At 68.9% G+C, this 16,947-nt stretch carries 17 protein-coding genes; 9 read left to right on the forward strand and 8 right to left on the reverse strand.

Going from position 1 to position 16,947, the window contains the following annotated elements; genetic code table 11:
- Positions 1 to 194: 194 nt before the first annotated feature.
- Positions 195 to 848, reverse strand: coding sequence for an NAD(P)-dependent oxidoreductase (locus tag QUG92_RS08400; RefSeq protein ID WP_289458695.1), 654 nt, complete (start codon positions 846 to 848; stop codon positions 195 to 197).
- A 91-nt stretch (positions 849 to 939) separates the two neighbouring features.
- On the opposite strand from QUG92_RS08400, the gene QUG92_RS08405 reads away from it, so the two are divergent.
- The 8 genes from QUG92_RS08405 to QUG92_RS08440 all read left to right on the forward strand — a co-directional run bounded on the left by QUG92_RS08405 (position 940) and on the right by QUG92_RS08440 (position 10,338).
- Positions 940 to 1,302: a winged helix-turn-helix transcriptional regulator gene (locus QUG92_RS08405; protein ID WP_289458696.1), complete on the forward strand. Its 363-nt coding sequence runs from the start codon at positions 940 to 942 to the stop codon at positions 1,300 to 1,302.
- Positions 1,303 to 1,427: 125 nt separating this feature from the next.
- A complete protein-coding gene (locus QUG92_RS08410; RefSeq protein WP_182046318.1) occupies positions 1,428 to 2,456 on the forward strand; it encodes an NADPH:quinone reductase in 1,029 nt (342 codons plus the stop codon).
- 96 nt (positions 2,457 to 2,552) lie between these two features.
- On the forward strand, positions 2,553 to 3,725 hold the full coding sequence (locus QUG92_RS08415) for an ROK family transcriptional regulator (protein WP_289458697.1): 1,173 nt from the start codon (positions 2,553 to 2,555) through the stop codon (positions 3,723 to 3,725).
- 155 nt (positions 3,726 to 3,880) lie between these two features.
- Positions 3,881 to 4,996, forward strand: coding sequence for an ABC transporter substrate-binding protein (locus QUG92_RS08420; RefSeq protein ID WP_182046320.1), 1,116 nt, complete (start codon positions 3,881 to 3,883; stop codon positions 4,994 to 4,996).
- A 160-nt stretch (positions 4,997 to 5,156) separates the two neighbouring features.
- On the forward strand, positions 5,157 to 5,921 hold the full coding sequence (locus QUG92_RS08425) for an ATP-binding cassette domain-containing protein (RefSeq protein ID WP_182046384.1): 765 nt from the start codon (positions 5,157 to 5,159) through the stop codon (positions 5,919 to 5,921).
- Positions 5,918 to 7,186: a sugar ABC transporter permease gene (locus QUG92_RS08430; RefSeq protein ID WP_289458698.1), complete on the forward strand. Its 1,269-nt coding sequence runs from the start codon at positions 5,918 to 5,920 to the stop codon at positions 7,184 to 7,186. The genes QUG92_RS08425 and QUG92_RS08430 overlap by 4 nt, the downstream gene beginning before the upstream one ends.
- A 93-nt stretch (positions 7,187 to 7,279) precedes the next feature.
- The gene (locus tag QUG92_RS08435; RefSeq protein ID WP_182046322.1) at positions 7,280 to 8,152 is read left to right on the forward strand and encodes a patatin-like phospholipase family protein; all 873 of its coding nucleotides are present in this window, start codon (positions 7,280 to 7,282) and stop codon (positions 8,150 to 8,152) included.
- An 86-nt stretch (positions 8,153 to 8,238) separates the two neighbouring features.
- Positions 8,239 to 10,338, forward strand: coding sequence for a S9 family peptidase (locus tag QUG92_RS08440; RefSeq protein ID WP_289458699.1), 2,100 nt, complete (start codon positions 8,239 to 8,241; stop codon positions 10,336 to 10,338).
- A 97-nt stretch (positions 10,339 to 10,435) separates the two neighbouring features.
- On the opposite strand, the gene QUG92_RS08445 is transcribed toward QUG92_RS08440, so the two are convergent.
- Complete coding sequence (locus QUG92_RS08445) at positions 10,436 to 11,629, reverse strand: acyl-CoA dehydrogenase family protein (protein ID WP_289458700.1); 1,194 nt, start codon at positions 11,627 to 11,629, stop codon at positions 10,436 to 10,438.
- Positions 11,630 to 11,692: 63 nt separating this feature from the next.
- On the opposite strand from QUG92_RS08445, the gene QUG92_RS08450 reads away from it, so the two are divergent.
- Positions 11,693 to 12,313, forward strand: coding sequence for a QsdR family transcriptional regulator (locus tag QUG92_RS08450; protein ID WP_289458701.1), 621 nt, complete (start codon positions 11,693 to 11,695; stop codon positions 12,311 to 12,313).
- A gap of 102 nt (positions 12,314 to 12,415) precedes the next feature.
- On the opposite strand, the gene QUG92_RS08455 is transcribed toward QUG92_RS08450, so the two are convergent.
- From QUG92_RS08455 to QUG92_RS08480, 6 genes are all read right to left on the reverse strand, one after another.
- A complete protein-coding gene (locus QUG92_RS08455; RefSeq protein ID WP_434533043.1) occupies positions 12,416 to 12,982 on the reverse strand; it encodes a class I SAM-dependent methyltransferase in 567 nt (188 codons plus the stop codon).
- Positions 12,983 to 13,139: 157 nt separating this feature from the next.
- Positions 13,140 to 13,751: a hypothetical protein gene (locus QUG92_RS08460; RefSeq protein ID WP_289458703.1), complete on the reverse strand. Its 612-nt coding sequence runs from the start codon at positions 13,749 to 13,751 to the stop codon at positions 13,140 to 13,142.
- 111 nt (positions 13,752 to 13,862) lie between these two features.
- Positions 13,863 to 14,300, reverse strand: coding sequence for a VOC family protein (locus QUG92_RS08465; protein WP_289458704.1), 438 nt, complete (start codon positions 14,298 to 14,300; stop codon positions 13,863 to 13,865).
- A gap of 64 nt (positions 14,301 to 14,364) precedes the next feature.
- Complete coding sequence (locus tag QUG92_RS08470) at positions 14,365 to 14,844, reverse strand: VOC family protein (RefSeq protein ID WP_289458705.1); 480 nt, start codon at positions 14,842 to 14,844, stop codon at positions 14,365 to 14,367.
- The gene (locus QUG92_RS08475) at positions 14,841 to 14,996 is read right to left on the reverse strand and encodes a DUF8730 family Cys-rich protein (protein WP_182046326.1); all 156 of its coding nucleotides are present in this window, start codon (positions 14,994 to 14,996) and stop codon (positions 14,841 to 14,843) included. The genes QUG92_RS08470 and QUG92_RS08475 overlap by 4 nt, the downstream gene beginning before the upstream one ends.
- Before the next feature lie 271 nt (positions 14,997 to 15,267).
- Positions 15,268 to 16,851: an SIR2 family protein gene (locus tag QUG92_RS08480; protein WP_289458706.1), complete on the reverse strand. Its 1,584-nt coding sequence runs from the start codon at positions 16,849 to 16,851 to the stop codon at positions 15,268 to 15,270.
- Positions 16,852 to 16,947 lie beyond the last annotated feature (96 nt).

Below are 16,947 nucleotides of genomic sequence, written 5' to 3' on the forward strand. Positions count from 1 at the left end.
TGCGGGAGCACGCCGCACCACCCACCGGACGGGAGGCGCGGTGCCGGGCCGCCCCGCGCCTCCCGTCCGTCAGCGGTGCGGCCGCGACGCCCTGCCCCGGACCGAACCACGGAACCGACGTCGAACCAGCCGCGGGGACTGGTTCGACGTCGGTTCCGTGGTTCGACGACGCCGCCGAGGCGGCGCCGCGAGCGTCAGTACGCGACGCCGAAGCGGGCGCGGTGGTGCGCCGGGCGCTCGACCTCGTCGACGACGGCGATCGCGTAGTCCGCGCCGGAGATGTCCGAGTTGCCCTCGGCGTCGGTGAGGAGCAGGTCGTCCGTCGTGCGGTAGGTGCCCTTCCGCTCGCCGGGGTTCCAGCTGCCGAAGGCCGCGGCCGGGCTCACGTAGAACCAGTCGACATCGCCGGTGTAGTCGCCCGCGCGGAGCGCCTCGAGGATCTTGCCGTGGCTCTTCGCCTCGGGCTTGACCTCGTCCGGGAACTCGGCCGTGTCGACGAGCGCCGGGCCGCCCTCGGCGACGAGCAGCGAGCCCGCGCCACCGACGATGCCGAGCCGTGCTCCGGCAGCTGCCGCTGCGTCGACGAAGTGCTGGAACTTGTCCTTGAGCTCACTGCCGTCCGCCTGGACCGCCGACAGCGAGACGATGACGACGTCGGCGTCCTTCGTGACGTCGGCCACGAAGGAGGCGTCGAAGGCGTCGCCCTGCGCGAGGGTGAGGCCCTCGGCGGCGTCGAGCTTGGAGGTGTCGCGGGCGACGGCGGTGACGGCGATGCCGCGGGACAGGGCCTCGCGGACGATGGCGGAGCCGGCGTACCCGGTGCCGCCGAAGACGACGATGCTGGTCATGTGGGGTCCTCTCGTGACTGGTGCACCCGACCGTACTCGCGTTACTCTCTCCCGGGAAGTAGGCACCTGTCGGTGCGTAACGGAGGTCACGATGTCAGCGCTCGAGTACAGCCCCTACGCGGCGGACTGCCCCTCGCGGCAGCTGCTCGACCGCATCGGTGACCGGTGGAGCGTGCTGACGATCGGCTCGCTCGTCGACGGGCCCCGGCGCTACTCGGCGATCGCGGCGCGGGTGCAGGGCGTCTCGCAGAAGATGCTGACGCAGACGCTCCGTGCGCTCGAGCGGGACGGGATCGTGACGCGGACCGTCTTCCCCGAGATCCCGCCGCACGTCGAGTACGAGCTGACCGAGCGCGGCCGGTCGCTCCGCGCCGTGCTCGAGCCGCTCGAGGACTGGGCGACGTCGCACATGGCGGACGTGCAGGACAGCCGCGACGCCTACGACGCACGCTGACGCCGCCCGCTGACGCCGCCGGGTCGACGACGCGCGCGGCCACCGCCGGACCGACGACGCGCGCGGCCGTCGTCCGCTGACCGTCGCCCGGAAGACACGTCGACGCCCGGTGGTTGCCTGGTGGCATGCGATCGATCGTCTACACGAAGCCCGGTGACAGCAGCGTCCTCGACCTGGTCGAGCGGGAGGTCCCGCAGCCCGGCCCCGGCGAGGTCCGCGTCCGCGTCGTGGTCTCCGGCGTCAACCCCACCGACTGGAAGGCCCGCGCCGGCGGCACCTACGGCGACGGCCTGCCCTTCCCCGAGATCACGCCGAACCAGGACGGCGCCGGCGTGGTCGACGCGGTCGGCGAGGGCGTCGACACCCTGCACGAGGGCGACCGCGTCTGGCTGTACATGGCCGCCGCGAGCCGCCCGACCGGCACCGCGCAGGAGTTCACCGTCGTCCCGGCGGAGCGCGCCGTACCGCTGCCCGAGGGCACGAGCCTCGACGTCGGCGCCTCCCTCGGCGTCCCGGCGATGACCGCCCACCGCGCGCTCACCACCCACGAGGACGGCCCGAGCCGCCTGGCCCCCGGTGCGCTCGAGGGCCGGACGGTGCTCGTCGCCGGCGGCGCCGGAGCCGTCGGGCACGCCGCGATCCAGCTCGCCCGTTGGGCCGGTGCCACCGTCGTCTCGACGATCAGCTCCGACGCCAAGGCCGCCCTCGCCACCGCCGCCGGCGCGCACCACACGGTGAACTACCGCGACGAGGACGCCGCCGCCCGCATCCGCGAGATCGCCCCCGACGGCGTGGACATCGTCGTCGAGGTCTCCATCCCGCAGAACGCGCAGCTCGTCGCCGACGTCCTGGCGAACCACGGCGTCGTCTCGATCTACGCGAACAACGGCGGTGACGACGCCACGCTGCCGATCCGTCCGAACATGTCGGTCAACGCCCGCTACCAGTTCCTGCTCCTCTACACGATCGGGGACCGCGCGCTGTCCGCAGCGGCCGAGGACGTCACCGCCGCGCTCCGCGACGGCGTGCTGCCCGTCGGCGAGGAGGCGGGGCTCCCCCTCGTCCGCTTCGCGCTCGAGGACACCGCCGCCGCGCACGACGCCGTCGAGGGCGACGCGGTGGGCAAGGTGCTCATCGACGTCCAGGGCGAGTAGCGCGCCGGACGGGAGGCGCGTGGCGGGTCCGCCACGCGCCTCCCGTCCGCTCGCGGTCACGGCTGTCCGCCGTGAGCCGCCCGTTACGCTGTCCCCGTGTCAGAGCCACGCCGCAGTCCCGGGAACCAGACTTCACTGCGTGAAGCCAACCGGGGCCGTGTCATCGCCGCGGTCAAGCGGCACGGCGGACTGACCCAGGTCGAGCTGGCGGGCGTGACCGGGCTCTCCCCGGCGACGGTGTCGAACATCGTCAAGGAGCTCGTCGCCACCGGCTCCCTGCACGCCACCCCGAGCACGTCGAGCGGCCGACGGGCCCTGCGCGTCACGCTGCCGCACGGCCTCGGCCTGGTCGCCGGCGTGCACGTCTCGCCCAGACACCTCCGGGTCGCGCTCTCCGACCTCAACGCGACCGTCCTGGCCGAGCGGCACATGCCCCTCGCCCGCGACCACCGGGCGGACGCCGAGCTCGACAAGACCGCGCTGCTCGTGATGGACACGGTCGAGTCCATCGGGTCGTCGATGAGCGAGGTGCTCGCCGTCGGTCTCGCCGTGGCCGCGCCGATCGACCGACGGACCGGCATGACGGCCCGGGGCGGGATCCTCCGCGGCTGGGACGGCGTGCCGCTCGGGGCGTCCCTGGCGAGACGACTCGACAAGCCGGTGCAGGTGGACAACTCGGCCAACCTCGCGGCCCTCGCCGAGCACCGCAGCGGTGCGGCGCGCGGGCGGAGCACGGTCGTCACGCTCGACGTCGGGAACGGCATCGGCGCGGGGCTCGTGCTCGACGGGCGGCTCTTCCGCGGGCACCACGGTGTCGCGGGCGAGTTCGGGCACACGCCCGTCGTGCCGCACGGTCCCGTGTGCCGGTGCGGAAACCGCGGGTGCCTCGAGGCGGTCGCCGGCGCCCCGGCGGTCCTGGCCGGCATCCGCGACGAGGTCGGCACGCTCAAGCTCGCGGACCTCGTCCTCCGTGCGATGGCCGGCGACGACGTGTGCATCCGGGCGATCGCCGACGCGGGACGCACGATCGGCACCGCGGCCGTCGGCCTGTGCAACCTGCTCGACCCGGAGCGCCTCGTCGTCACCGGGGAGTTCGCCCGCGCCGGCGAGCTGCTGCTCGGGCCGATGCGGCACGCCCTCGAGTCGTCGCTCATCGTCGACGCGGACGGCACCCCGGACGTCGTGCAGGGGCAGCTCGGCGAACGCGCGGCGGTGACCGGGGCGCTCGCGCTGGCGATCGAGTCGGTGGACGTCACGCGGGCACGCTGACCCGGGCATCGGTCGGCGGCCGGACCGTCCGGCCTAGATAACGTTTTCGGTACCACCCGCGAATCCCTTGCGTTCAAGTCTTGCAGCCAAGGACGTCCGCTGCCACACTCAGCACACCGCCACTGTGGGCGGTCCACCTGTTGGAGGACGTTTCAATGAAGAAAGCCACCACACGCGCCATGCTGGGTGCCGGCGCCCTGCTGCTCGCGATCACCACACTCGCCGGTTGCTCGAACGGAGCGGACGCGAACAACGGCTCCGGGGGAGGCGGCGGGGACGCGTCGAACGCGAAGATCGGCCTGCTCCTGCCCGACTCCGTCACCGCCCGCTACGCCAGCGCCGACCGCCCGCTCTTCACCGCCGAGGTGAAGAAGCAGTGCCCGGACTGCTCGGTCGTCTACGCGAACGCCGACGGCGACGCGTCGAAGCAGCTCCAGCAGGCCCAGTCGATGCTCACCCAGGGCGTCAAGGTCCTCGTCCTCGACCCGTTCGACGGCGAGGCCGCCGCCTCCATCGTGCAGCAGGCGAAGGCCAAGAAGGTCCCGGTCATCTCCTACGACCGGCTCATCAACAGCCCCGACCTGAGTTACTACATCTCGTTCGACAACGAGAAGGTCGGCGAGCTGCAGGGTCAGGCGCTCGTCGACGCCCTCGAGGCGAAGAACGTGCCGTCCGGATCAGGGATCATCATGGTCAACGGCTCCCCGACCGACAACAACGCCTCGCAGTTCAAGAAGGGCGCGCACTCGGTCATCGACAAGAGCGGGTACAAGGTCCTCGCCGAGTACGACACCCCCGGATGGGACCCGGCCAAGGCCCAGGACTGGGCAGCCGGGCAGATCAGCAAGCTGGGCACCGACGAGATCGCCGGCGTGTACGCGGCGAACGACGACACCGGCGGCGGTGTCATCGCGGCCCTCAAGGCGGCCGGTGCGAAGACGCTCCCGCCGGTCACCGGTCAGGACGCCAGCCTCGCCGGCATCCAGCGCATCCTCGCGGGTGAGCAGTACATGACCGTCTACAAGGCGTTCAAGCCCGAGGCGTCGAAGGCCGCCGACCTGGCGATCCAGTTCGCCAAGGGCGAGGACCCGAAGGGCGAGACCACGGTGCAGACCGCCGGTGGTGCGTCCGTGCAGTCGACCCTGCTCGAGCCCGTCGCGGTGACGACGAAGAACGTGCAGGACACCGTCGTGAAGGACGGCCTGTACAAGGTCGACCAGATCTGCACCTCGCAGTACGCCTCGGCCTGCTCCAGCGCCGGCATCCAGTAGTCCCGACGCGGGTCCGGGACGTCCCCGAACCCGGGGCAGCCCGGACCCGCACCGACCCACCCGCCCGTCCGGTCCCGCAGGACCGGGCGGGCCCCACCTCGGAGAGGACGCTCCCGTGAGCAACGAGGCACCCGCACCACACCCATCCGCCGAACCGGTGATGTCCCTCCGCGGCATCACGAAGCGGTTCGGCGCCGTCCAGGCCCTGAGCGAGATCGACTTCGACGTGTACCCGGGTGAGGTGGTCGCCATCGTCGGCGACAACGGCGCCGGCAAGTCCACGTTCGTGAAGATCCTCGCCGGGGTCTACACGCCCGACGGCGGCACCATCACGTTCGGCGGCGACGAGGTCACCGTGCCGAACCCGGCCGCCGCGCAGAGCCTGGGCATCGCGACCGTCTTCCAGGACCTCGCCCTCGCCGACAACCTCGACGTCGTGTCGAACCTGTACCTCGGGCGCGAGATCGCGCACCCGTTCCTCGACGAGGAGGAGATGGAACGCCGCTCGTGGGAGCTCCTGCAGCAGCTCGCCGCGCGGATCCCCTCGGTCCGGATCCCGATCGCCTCGCTCTCCGGCGGGCAGCGGCAGACAGTCGCGATCGCCCGCTCGCTCATCGGGGACCCCCAGGTCGTGATCCTCGACGAGCCGACGGCCGCGCTCGGCGTCGCACAGACCGCCGAGGTCCTCAACCTCGTCGAGCGCCTCCGCGAGCGAGGCCTCGGCGTGATCCTCATCAGCCACAACCTCGCGGACGTGCAGGCCGTGGCCGACCGGGTCGCCGTGCTCCGCCTCGGCCGGAACAACGGCACCTTCCGCATCGACGACGTCTCGTACGAGGAGATCATCGCCGCCATCACCGGCGCCACCGACAACGCCGTCACGCGCCGTGCGGCTGCCCGGACCGAGCAGGAGACCCCAGCATGAGCAAGACCGACGAGACCCTCACCGCGGCGACCCCGACGGCCTCCGCGGCGGACCTGCAGGACGAGCGGCTGCTCCGCGACCAGGGGCTCGGCGGCGCCGCGAAGGCGTTCGTCCGCCGGGTCCGCGGCGGCGACATCGGATCGCTGCCGGTGGTCGTCGGCCTCATCGTCATCTGGGCGGTGTTCCAGGCCCTCTCCCCCGACTTCCTGTCGCCCGGCAACCTGGTGAACCTCGCGCTGCAGTGCGCGGCGGTCGGTACCATCGCGATCGGCATCGTCCTCGTCCTGCTGCTCGGCGAGATCGACCTCTCCGTCGGCAGTGTCAGCGGACTCGCCGCCGCGATCCTCGGCCAGGGCCTGACGACGCTCGGCTGGCCGCTCTGGCTCGTCCTCGTCGTCGCGCTCGCGGTCGGCGCAGCGGCCGGACTGCTCTACGGGCTGCTCTTCACCCGGTTCGGGGTCCCGAGCTTCGTGATCACCCTCGCCGGGCTGCTCGGCTTCCTCGGCCTGCAGCTGCTCATCCTCGGGCCGAACGGGTCGATCAACCTGCCGTACACCGACCCGATCGTGCAGTTCGCCTCGGCGTCGTACCTGCCGCCGTGGCTCGCGTACCTGCTCGCCGCCATCGCGGCCGGCGGGCTCTTCGTGACCGAGGTCCGCCGTGCCGCCCGCCGCCGGAAGGCCGGGCTCTCGACGGGTGCGATGTCCCTGACGATCACGAAGTCCGTCCTGCTGTTCGTCGGGCTCGCCGTGATGGTCTGGTACCTCTCCCGCGACTTCGGCACCGGCACCTCGTTCGTGTTCTTCGTCGTCCTCGTCGTGCTCATGAACTTCCTGCTCAAGCGCACGCGCTGGGGCCGATCGGTCTACGCGGTCGGTGGCAACGTCGAGGCGGCTCGACGCTCCGGCATCCGGGTGAACCGCATCTACATCTCGGTGTTCGTGCTCACCTCGCTCTTCGCCACGGTCGGCGGGATCCTGGCGGCTGCGCGGCTCAACTCGGCCAGCCTGTCCTCGGGTGCCGGCGACACGAACCTCAACGCGATCGCCGCGGCGGTCATCGGCGGGACGAGCCTGTTCGGCGGTCGGGGCAGCGCGTGGTCGGCGCTGCTCGGCATCATCGTCATCCAGTCGATCTCGAACGGCCTGACCCTGCTGAGCCTCGACTCGTCGATCCGCTACATGATCACCGGCGCCGTGCTGCTGCTCGCCGTCATCATCGACTCGCTGTCGCGGCGGAGCCGCGCCAGCCACGGGGCCGCCTGATCCCCTGACCGGGGTGACAGACGGACGGGAGGCGCGTGGCTGGATCGCCACGCGCCTCCCGTCCGTCTGCCGGTCACCTGGTAAGCAGGACCCATGACCGACGTCGCCACGCCCACGCCCGGAACCAGAGCACTCGTCCTCGGCGGAGGCGGCGTCGCCGGCATCGCGTGGGAGGTCGGGGTGCTCTCCGCCCTGCAAGACGCGGGCGTCGACCTCGACGCCGCCGACCTGGTCGTCGGCTCGAGCGCCGGCAGCGTCGTGGGCGCCTTCGTCCGCGGCGGCGGCATCGCCAGCGCGTACGAGCAGCAACACGCGCCCGTGCCGAGCACCTACGTCGAGCCGGAGCGGATCGGCGGCGAGGACTTCCAGCAGCGCCTGGCCGCGGTGCTCGCCGGGGCCACCTCGGAGCAGGACGCCCGGGCCCGCCTCGGCGCGGTCGCGCAGCAGGTCGTCACCGGGCAGACCGACGACGAGCGCACGGCGACGTTCAGCGAGACGCTGCCCTCGCCCGAGTGGCCGGAGAAGCCGCTCGGCGTCACGACCATCGACGCGGTCGACGGCACGTTCAAGGTGCTCACCGCGACCACGGGCGTGCCGCTCCCCCGCGCCGTGGCCGCGAGCTGCTCGGTGCCGTTCGTGTGGTCCCCGGTCCGGATCGACGGCGTCCCGCACATCGACGGCGGCCTCCGCTCGGCCACGAACGCGGACGTCGCCGCCGGACACGAGCGGGTGCTCATCGTCGCCTGCGGCCCCGAGGGCCCGTCGCCGCTCGGTCCGTGGCTCGACCTCGCCGTCGAGTCGCTCCGCGCCGGCGGGAGCTCGGTGGAGGTCGTCGTGGCGGACAGCGGGGCGCAGCACGCCTTCGGCGACAACTCGCTGTCGCTGTCGACGCAGGCGCCCGCGGCGACGGAGGGACGCCGGCAGGGTGAGGCCGTGGCCGAGGCGATCGCCGCGTTCTGGGCCTGAACCGCTCGCGCACCGGTGCGGACCACTCGTCCACCGATCCGGTCCGGGGCTGTTGCAGGTTGCACGTCGCCCCGTAGCGTGAGGTCATGACGACGCCGTTCTCAGACCTGGACCAGTTCATCGCCCTCCCCCGCGTGGACGGGATCGCGCTCAGTCCGGACGGGCAGCGGGTCGCGCTGACGGTGAGCACGCTCGCTCCCGACGCCACCGGGTACCGGCGCGCGGTGTGGTCCGTCGCCTCGAGCGGCGACGGCGTGCCCGTCCGACTCACGCGGAGCGCGAAGGGCGAGTCCGGCGCGTCGTTCACCCGGAACGGCGACCTGCTGTTCGTCTCCGGCCGGCCCGACGCCGACTCCGAGGACGACACCGCGCAGCTGTGGCTGCTGCCGGCCGCGGGCGGTGACGCCCGCCCGGTCACCCGCCTGGCCGGGGGCGTCGGCGGGCTTCTCGCGACCGCCGACGACGCCGACGTGGTCGCGCTCACCGCCGACCTGCTGCCCACCGCCGCCGCCGGAGAGCGCGTGGGCGTCGTCTCGCGAGACGCCGCGCTGCGGAAGCGCCGTGACGACGCGGGGGTGCACGCGATCCTCCACGAGACGTACCCGGTCCGCTTCTGGGACCACGACCTCGGGCCGGCCGAGCCGCACGTGCTCGCGCTCGACCTGGGCGACCTCACCGAACCGATCGCGGCCGAGCCCGCGACCGGTGTCACCACGGACGCCAGCGCCGGACGCCCGTCCGACGCTCCTGCGCCCTACCCGGCACACCTGCCGGAACCGCTCGACGTCACGCCGGCGCCGGGTCGCTCGCTCGACCACGTGTCCGGTGCGCTCACGCCGGACGGCCGGACGCTCCTCGCCGCCGTCGGGGTGCAGACCGAGCGCGGCCACCGGAGCGTCATCGTGTCGATCGACGTCGACACCGCGGCGCGCACCGTGCTGTTCGACGAGCCGGACACCGACCACGAACTCCCCACGCTCTCGCACGACGGCACCACGATCGCCTGGGTCCGCACGGTCCGCTCCACCCCCGCGGGCGCGAACGAGCAGGAGGTGTGGACCGCCGGCATCGACGGCTCCGGTGCCCGCCGGATCGCCGAGGGCTGGGACCGCTGGCCGTCCGAGCTGGTGTTCGCGCCCGACGACGGTGCGCTCCTGGCGGTGGCGGACCAGGACGGCCGCGCGCCGGTCTTCCGCATCCCGCTCGACGGCGGCGCCGTCGTGCAGTTGACCACCGACGACTGGGCGTACTCGGGTCTCCGCGTGTCGGCCGCGAGCGGTGTCGTGGTGGCGCTCCGTGCCTCCTGGGCGGCACCGCTGCACCCGGTCCGGATCGACGCCGACGGCACGGTGACCGCCCTGCCGACCCCGGCGCCGCTGCCCACGGTTCCCGGACGGCTGGAGGAGGTCGAGACGACCGCCGCCGACGGCGCTCGGGTCCGCGGGTGGCTCGTGCTGCCCGAGGGCGACGGTCCGCACCCGCTGCTGCTCTGGATCCACGGCGGTCCCCTCAACTCGTGGAACCAGTGGTCGTGGCGGTGGACCCCGATGCTCGCGGCGGCGCAGGGCTACGCGGTGCTCCTGCCCGACCCGGCGCTGTCGACCGGCTACGGACTCGACTTCGTGAACCGCGGGTGGAACGCCTGGGGTCAGGCGCCGTACACCGACCTGATGGCGATCACCGACGCCGTGGTCGCCAGGCCCGACGTCGACGAGACCCGGACCGCGGCGATGGGCGGATCGTTCGGCGGGTACATGGCGAACTGGATCGCCGGGCACACCGACCGCTTCCGAGCGGTCGTCACGCACGCGAGCCTGTGGGCGCTCGAGCAGTTCGTGGGCACCACGGACATGTCGCAGTACTGGCAGTCGATCTTCGACGAGCAGGGGATGCGGGACAACGACCCGCACCGGTTCGTGGCTGACATCACGTCACCGATGCTCGTCATCCACGGTGACCGCGACCACCGGGTGCCGATCGGCGAGGGACTCCGGCTGTGGTCCGAGCTCGCCGAGCACCACGCGGCGTCGGACGGCACGATGCCGCACCGGTTCCTGTACTTCCCGGACGAGAACCACTGGGTCCTCAAGCCGCAGCACGCGGTGGTCTGGTACCAGACGGTGTTCGCGTTCCTCGGGCAGCACGTGCTCGGTGAGGAGTGGGAGCGGCCGGAGCTGCTCGGCTGAGCCGCGCTCGTGCCGGCGGCCGCTGGCCTCCGCCTCCCGTTCGCGACATCGCACGTGTCGATCGACACGTGCGATGTCGCGGGAGCGGACCTCCGCCTCAGACGAACGCGGCCTCGCCCGTGATCGCACGCCCGACGATGAGCGTGTTCACCTCGCGCGTGCCCTCGTACGAGTAGATCGCCTCGGCGTCCGAGAAGAACCGCGCGACGCCCTTGTCGAGGACGATGCCGTTGCCGCCCTGCACCTCGCGGCACCACGCGACGGTCTCGCGCATCTTCGCCGTCGCGAACGCCTTCGCCATCGCCGAGTGCTCGTCCCCGCCGACGCCCTGGTCCTGCATCGCCGACGCCTGCGTGCACAGTGCGATCGACGCGGTGATGTTCATCAGCGAACGCACGAGCAGGTCCTGCACCATCTGGTGCGCCGCGATCGGCTTGCCGAACTGGATCCGGTTCCGCGCGTAGTCGAGCGCCGCCTCGTAGGCGCCGATGGCGATGCCGATCGCCTGCCACGCGACCTCCGTCCGGGTCAGGCGGAGCACGGCGGCCGTCGTGCGGAACGAGTCGGCGCGCTGCAGCCGGCGCGACTCGGGCACGCGGACGCCGTCCAGGACGATGTCGGCGTTCTGCACGGTCCGCAGCGCGATCTTGTCCTCGATCTTCGTCGCGGTGAACCCGGGGGTGTCCGTCGTGACGAGGAAGCCCTTGACCTGCTCGTCGGCGACGTCCTTCGCCCAGATCACGACGACGTCGGCGAAGGTCGCGTTGCCGATCCAGCGCTTCTCGCCGTCGAGCACCCACGTGTCGCCCTCACGACGAGCGGTCGTCCGGAGTCCGCGCGCCGAGTCGCTGCCGGACAGCGGCTCCGTCAGACCGAAGGCGCCGACGACCTCGCCGCGCGCCATCCGCGGCAGCCACTCCTGCTGCTGCTCGTCGCTGCCGCCCACGGCGATCGAGTTCATGGCGAGCCCCGACTGCACGCCGATGAAGGTCGAGACGCCCGCGTCGATGCGGCCGAGCTCGAGTGCGGCCCACCCGCGGTACACGGCCGAGTTCTCGAACTGCCGCACGAGCGGGATGCTCGGGCCGTACATGCCGAGCGCGGCGAGCGGCGCGATCGTCTGCACCGGGAACTCGGCCCGGGCCCAGTACTGGTCGGCGATCGGACGCACCTCGGCCTCGAGGTACGCGCGCAGCTGCCCGAGCGACTCGCGCTCACGGGCCGTGAGCCCCTCCTGGAACCGGTAGAAGTCGGACTCGAGCAGGGGCGTGTCGGTGATCGACGTTGACATGGGACCAACGATGCATCATTCTCGAAAACGTTGCAAGACAGACCAGGCAGCTCAGGGGGAACAGTGAGCAAGCAGCCACTCGGCACACTCGGATCGGCGCTCGTCCCGAGCGTGCTCGCGGCCAGACTGGAGGCCCACGGCGACGCCCAGCGCGCGTTCCGGTCCGCGCGACGTGCGTTCATCGACGGGGCCAGGATCGACATGGGCGCGCTCGCGTCGTCGCTCGGCGTGGACCGCACGTCGCTGTTCCGGTGGGTCGGCAACCGCGACCAGCTCCTGTCGGAGATCCTCTGGTCGTTGGCCGTCCCCACGCTCGACGCCGCGGGTCGCGCCGCATCGCCCGCGGGCGCCGCCCGCATCGTCGACGTCCTCGACCACTTCACGGCGGACCTCATCCGGGCGCCGTACTTCCGCGCGTTCCTCACGCGGGAGCCCAGCCGCGCCCTCCGGCTCCTGACGACCACCGACAGCGACGTGCAGCGGCGGTTCGTCGCCGTGGTCGCGACCGTCATCAGCGCGGAGCAGGAGGCCGGCACCTTCGACCCGGCGCCGCTGTCCGCCGAGGAACTCGCACGGTTGCTCGTCCGGGTCTCGGAGTCCTTCACGTACGCCGACCTGATCTCGGGCGACACCCCCGACCCGGCTCGCGCGCGGGCGACCTTCGAGTACATTCTCCGCCCGTGACGGTCGGGATCCGGCGCCGTCCGGTCACCTTTGTGCGTCGTGCGTCAGTCCTGCACAAATCACAACACGCAGCTTCGGACATCCGACCAGACCACAGCTGTATCAGCGACGCAGTTCGAGTCCGATGAAGCGCGGATAAGGGAAATCGCGAGAATCTTCTGTTCCTCGAAGTTCGGCCACGTTGGCGATCGCAAAACCCACCCGCCTCGCTGCCGAGAGATAATTCTCGAGAGGGCGGTGGTAATGAGTAGTGAGGTGACCGTAATCTTTCGCAGCAGTGCGAAACTGCGAGACTACCGCAAATTCGCGGGAATAATCGAATTCTGGAAGCTTGTCGTAACCCCAGTAGCGCGGCCAAAAAGCGGGATGGGTGAAAGTGGCGACAACCTGTCTAACCGCGCGAACATTCGCAAGCGCTTTCATAGCCTTACTCAGATCAGGAACATCCATCAGAACCATGTTGAGGACCGCTACAGGGAAGCACTCACCGGCATGTAGCGCAGACCAATCCTCGACCGTCGCACACTCGAATTCCAAATTGGAAAGCGCCGTTGATTCTCGTCGAGCAATGGCGATACTCTTGGCGCTTGGATCCATACCGAGCACTCGAGGCGAGGTTGCGGCGAGCGATGCACTCAACACTCCCGTCCCGCAGCCCACGTCGAGCACGGGCACCTCCGTCGAGATCGCGCCAAGAATCCATGGAGCTAGTACCTCAGAGAACGATCTGTCCGCTCCGGTGCGAAGCTGTGCGTCCCTCTCATCCGCAATCGAATCCCATTGCTTGGAAATGAGAGCTTGATCGGATCCCTGCAGAATTCTCAAATTAGGGACTCACTTTCGCGTGCCGTTCCGCCAACCGCCGAAGGTCATCAGCCAGACTCACGGCCGGGTCCGATTTCTCTCCCGCAATCCGGATGAAATGAGTTTCATGCGCGCCGTGACCGATTGCCACATAAGAGTCAGATCTGCCGGCGTTCACAATTGTGAAGCGACTCTTGAACTTAAAATCTTCGTCTCCGTAGTAGTGAACTTTCGCTCCAGCAGCGGCGAGGCGTTTGCTTTTGGCAACCTCACGAGGCATAAGCAACTCGAGTGAACCAGCCTTGGCTTTTGCCTTGAGGACTTTCTCAGCCTCGGAATCCACCCAACTCAGGTCATTGGAGGACATAACGCAATGCCCCCCTCCCTCGACGAGTTTCACCATGAAAGCCTTGACCTTCTCATCCCTACTTCGACCGCTGAACTTCCGCACCCGATTGGCGAGCGCCTCGCGAACCTCTACGACGAAGACGATGCCAGCGACGATAACAGCTGCGATCGCGAAGATTACTCCGAGGTGATTCTCGAACAGTTTACGCGGATCACCAGTCAGAAGAATCCCTACAAGTAGCGCCAGCACTGAGGCGGTTTGAGCAATGATCGTCTTTCCAAGCATGGGACGATCATAGGGCACCCGCTCTCCAGGCCTGACGACGAGGTTCGCTCTCGTCGATTCGAGCAGTAGCGCTTGTCAGACTGGAAGCCTCGAAAGTCGCGGCGGGCACCGCTACTTCTGCGCGGCGAGCTCCAGGTTGATGTCGTCCGGGTCCTGGACCGACAGGATGACCATGCCCGCATCGCCGAGGTCGGTGACCTCGCCGTGCTCGATGCCCGCGGCGTCGAGTCGCTCGGCGGCTGCGTGGAGCTCGTCGACGGAGCCGACCACGAAGCTCACGTGGTCGAGGCCGACCGTGTTCGGGTCGAAGCGCTGACCGCTCGGTGCGACGGGGCGCAGGCCGAACAGCTGCTCACCGACCGGGAAGATCGCACCGCCGTACAGCCGCTCGCGGTCCTCGGTGATCCCGGGCTCGTCGATGTGCTCACTAAAGTCCATCGCCGGTGCCGTGCCGAACAACTGCTCGTAGAAGGCCTTGCTGCGGTGGATGTCGGTGACGGTGACCCGCACGTGTGCGAGGCCGAGGGGCTTGACGATCTGTTCGCTCATGCCGTCAAGCCAACGCCGGGCACCTGGGCGGTGGTGGGGGTCGTGCGGCTACCGGCCAGCGTGCTCAGTCGTCCTGGCGAGCGGGGTCCGGACGGGGCGCTGCGAGTTCGAGGTTGATGTCGTCCGGGTCCTGCAGCGAGAGGATCACGAGGCCGAACGGTTCGAGGTCCGTGACCTCGCCATGCGCGATGCCCGCAGCGTCGAGCCGTCCGACGGCCCGGTGGAGGTCGTCGACGGACGCCACGCGGAGGCTCAGGTGGTCGAGGCCGACGCGGTCGGGGTCGAAGCGGTCGCCAGCCGGGGCGACCGGTCGGAGCCCGAGCGTCTGCCCGTGGAAGGTGAAGGAGCAGCCGCCGTAGGTGCGCCACGGGTCGTCGCGGACCGTCGGGTCGTCGATCTGGTCGCTGAAGTCACTGCCGGGTGCCGTGCCGAACAACTGCTCGTAGAACGCCTTGCTCCGCGCGATGTCGGTCACCGTGAGTCGCACGTGGGAGAAGCCCCGCGGCTCGACGATGCCGTCGCCCGCCGCCTCCGATGTGCTCACCGGAAGCCCGCGGTGTCGAACACGTGGCGCGGGAGTCCGTGGCCCGTGCAGCGGTCACGACGGCGGACGCCGCGGAGGACGTCCCGCACGTGGTCGCCGCAACCGGTCCACGAGGTCTTGCCGCACACCGGGCACTGGACGGACTCGCACATGGCGGCCACGGTACGCAGCGGCCCACCGGAGCGACCGGCGGAGGCGTCGCCTGCACCGCTGACGGTCCGGAATACGCACTCGGCGCCGCGGCCGTCGCGCACCGAACCAGGACGCCGACATCGAACCAGCGGGCGGTGCTGGTTCGACGTCGGCTCCGTGGTTCGACGGACCGTGTCAGATGAACGGACCGGGTCAGACGAGCGCGTCGGTAAGGTGGTTCGGCGTCCCCTACCGTGTGGAGTGCGCAGAGGGCTACGAGTGCGCAGAGAGCTACTCAGTAGACCGTCCGAACTCTACGTAATCGAGGAAGCAGACGCACTTCGCCCATTGCGTAACCTGCAACGGTCTTGAACCTTCAAACACGCCTCTCTGCTCCTTCAGATATGCGCGAAGTTGTTCGACGTCCACACCACTTGGGTCGAGGTGAGGAATCGCGAAGAGCACATCGTCCATGCTGCAGTTATCGATCAGCCCAGCAAGACTGCTAAATTCAGTCACATGTTGCAGAGCCTTCTTCACATAGCCACCTGGGGCACGCAGCGCCGATGTGATATTCGTGACTCGCTTAGTAATGATTGCAGGGAATCTCGAGCTATCGATAACCTCACCGTTCTGCGTCAGTTCTCCAGCACCGCGTAGGTACTTGAAAATAGGCGTATTCGTCGTTCCGGTGAGAAATTTAGGCAGGACCTTCGTCACAATCTGCTGGTAAATTGCCGGATCCCCGTCCGGAATTTGTGAGTCGATAACGTCCTTCAGAAGTTCCCGCCGCTGAAGACCAACGATTCCTTCCGAAGCGAGCTTCGCTCTCACTCCGACACCGATAACGACGTCTATGTCAGTTGTATCTACGTCGCTATCGATGTCCTGAACATATAGCCGCCCCTTTGGAGAACTAGTCCGCACCAGCTCGTAAACCTCTTCCTTAAGTTCATGCAGGAACTTTGTAGGAAAACGCCGCCGAATCTTACCTAAGGCGTCGAACACTTCCGAGAAGTCGTTCACATGTGCGGCAACCATGGGGAGCGAGAGACCGTCGAGCGGAAATGGTGCGGGTGACAGATGCGACGCCACCGGCTCCTCGTGCCATTGAATGAAAATCAACCGATCCTGGAGCTTCTCAATATTATTCTTTGTGAGGACACTGGCGATACTCGTCAAAATCTCACGCACATTATCATCCTCAAGGGAATAACCCAAGAAGACAACGGGGTGCTCAACGAAAATGGTCAGAAGCTTAGCTGCTAGGTAAACGTTCCTATCCGTGAACCGATCGTAGTCTTCGGCGGTCAGCACGAGACTTTCTGGATCTGTGATAGAACCGTGGATCTTGTAGATCTCGCCAACACCCACCGCGTCATGAAAAAGAAGTTCATCCTGCCCCGAAAACACTCGGAAACCCGGAAACACTGACTCAAGTAGAGAGTCAAAGTTGGTCGTGATCACACCTTCGACGGTTGCCGATCGGAGCTGGTTCAACTCGTCGGCGAGGCCACCTTCTTCCGGTAGACGCCCGTCGAGATCAGCCAGCAATCTCGCCACCTCAATTTTCAGAGGAGAAGAAGGGCCCTGAGGAGAAGGGTAGAGGCCGCGGCTGTCCTTGAAGTCATCACCATCCCACCACACGTCGTGAAAGTCATCCGCGATCGCCGACGCAATTCGGGGCAGATCGTCACTTCCATATCGCGAAACGTACCGCTCATAAGGCGAGTTGGTCGAATCCGCGAAGTGACGCAGGAGGCCCTTCCAGTCTGGCGAATTAGCGTAGCGGCGCGAGAAGCCGCTCCCAACGAACAAGAAGGGCGCGGTCTGCAACCGCCCGAGGTGCAAGACGAGGTCGTCGGAGAGAGACACATACCTATGTGTCCCGAGGATCGTTCAGGCATTTTGCACTCGTTTTCGGCGTGTCGCGAAAGCCGATGGCTGATTGAGGGCTGAGAGGCTCGCGCC

This window comes from Curtobacterium citri, assembly GCF_030362955.1.
In the GTDB taxonomy this organism is placed as follows: domain Bacteria; phylum Actinomycetota; class Actinomycetes; order Actinomycetales; family Microbacteriaceae; genus Curtobacterium; species Curtobacterium citri.

Coding starts and splice junctions, on each gene's coding strand:
- QUG92_RS08420 (WP_182046320.1), top strand. CDS start 3,881: ATGAAGAAAGCCACCACACGCGCCATGCTGGGTGCCGGCGCCCTGCTG.
- QUG92_RS08465 (WP_289458704.1), bottom strand. CDS start 14,300: ATGAGCGAACAGATCGTCAAGCCCCTCGGCCTCGCACACGTGCGGGTC.
- QUG92_RS08405 (WP_289458696.1), top strand. CDS start 940: ATGTCAGCGCTCGAGTACAGCCCCTACGCGGCGGACTGCCCCTCGCGG.
- QUG92_RS08440 (WP_289458699.1), top strand. CDS start 8,239: ATGACGACGCCGTTCTCAGACCTGGACCAGTTCATCGCCCTCCCCCGC.
- QUG92_RS08445 (WP_289458700.1), bottom strand. CDS start 11,629: ATGTCAACGTCGATCACCGACACGCCCCTGCTCGAGTCCGACTTCTAC.
- QUG92_RS08400 (WP_289458695.1), bottom strand. CDS start 848: ATGACCAGCATCGTCGTCTTCGGCGGCACCGGGTACGCCGGCTCCGCC.
- QUG92_RS08475 (WP_182046326.1), bottom strand. CDS start 14,996: ATGTGCGAGTCCGTCCAGTGCCCGGTGTGCGGCAAGACCTCGTGGACC.
- QUG92_RS08460 (WP_289458703.1), bottom strand. CDS start 13,751: ATGCTTGGAAAGACGATCATTGCTCAAACCGCCTCAGTGCTGGCGCTA.
- QUG92_RS08410 (WP_182046318.1), top strand. CDS start 1,428: ATGCGATCGATCGTCTACACGAAGCCCGGTGACAGCAGCGTCCTCGAC.
- QUG92_RS08430 (WP_289458698.1), top strand. CDS start 5,918: ATGAGCAAGACCGACGAGACCCTCACCGCGGCGACCCCGACGGCCTCC.
- QUG92_RS08425 (WP_182046384.1), top strand. CDS start 5,157: ATGTCCCTCCGCGGCATCACGAAGCGGTTCGGCGCCGTCCAGGCCCTG.
- QUG92_RS08435 (WP_182046322.1), top strand. CDS start 7,280: ATGACCGACGTCGCCACGCCCACGCCCGGAACCAGAGCACTCGTCCTC.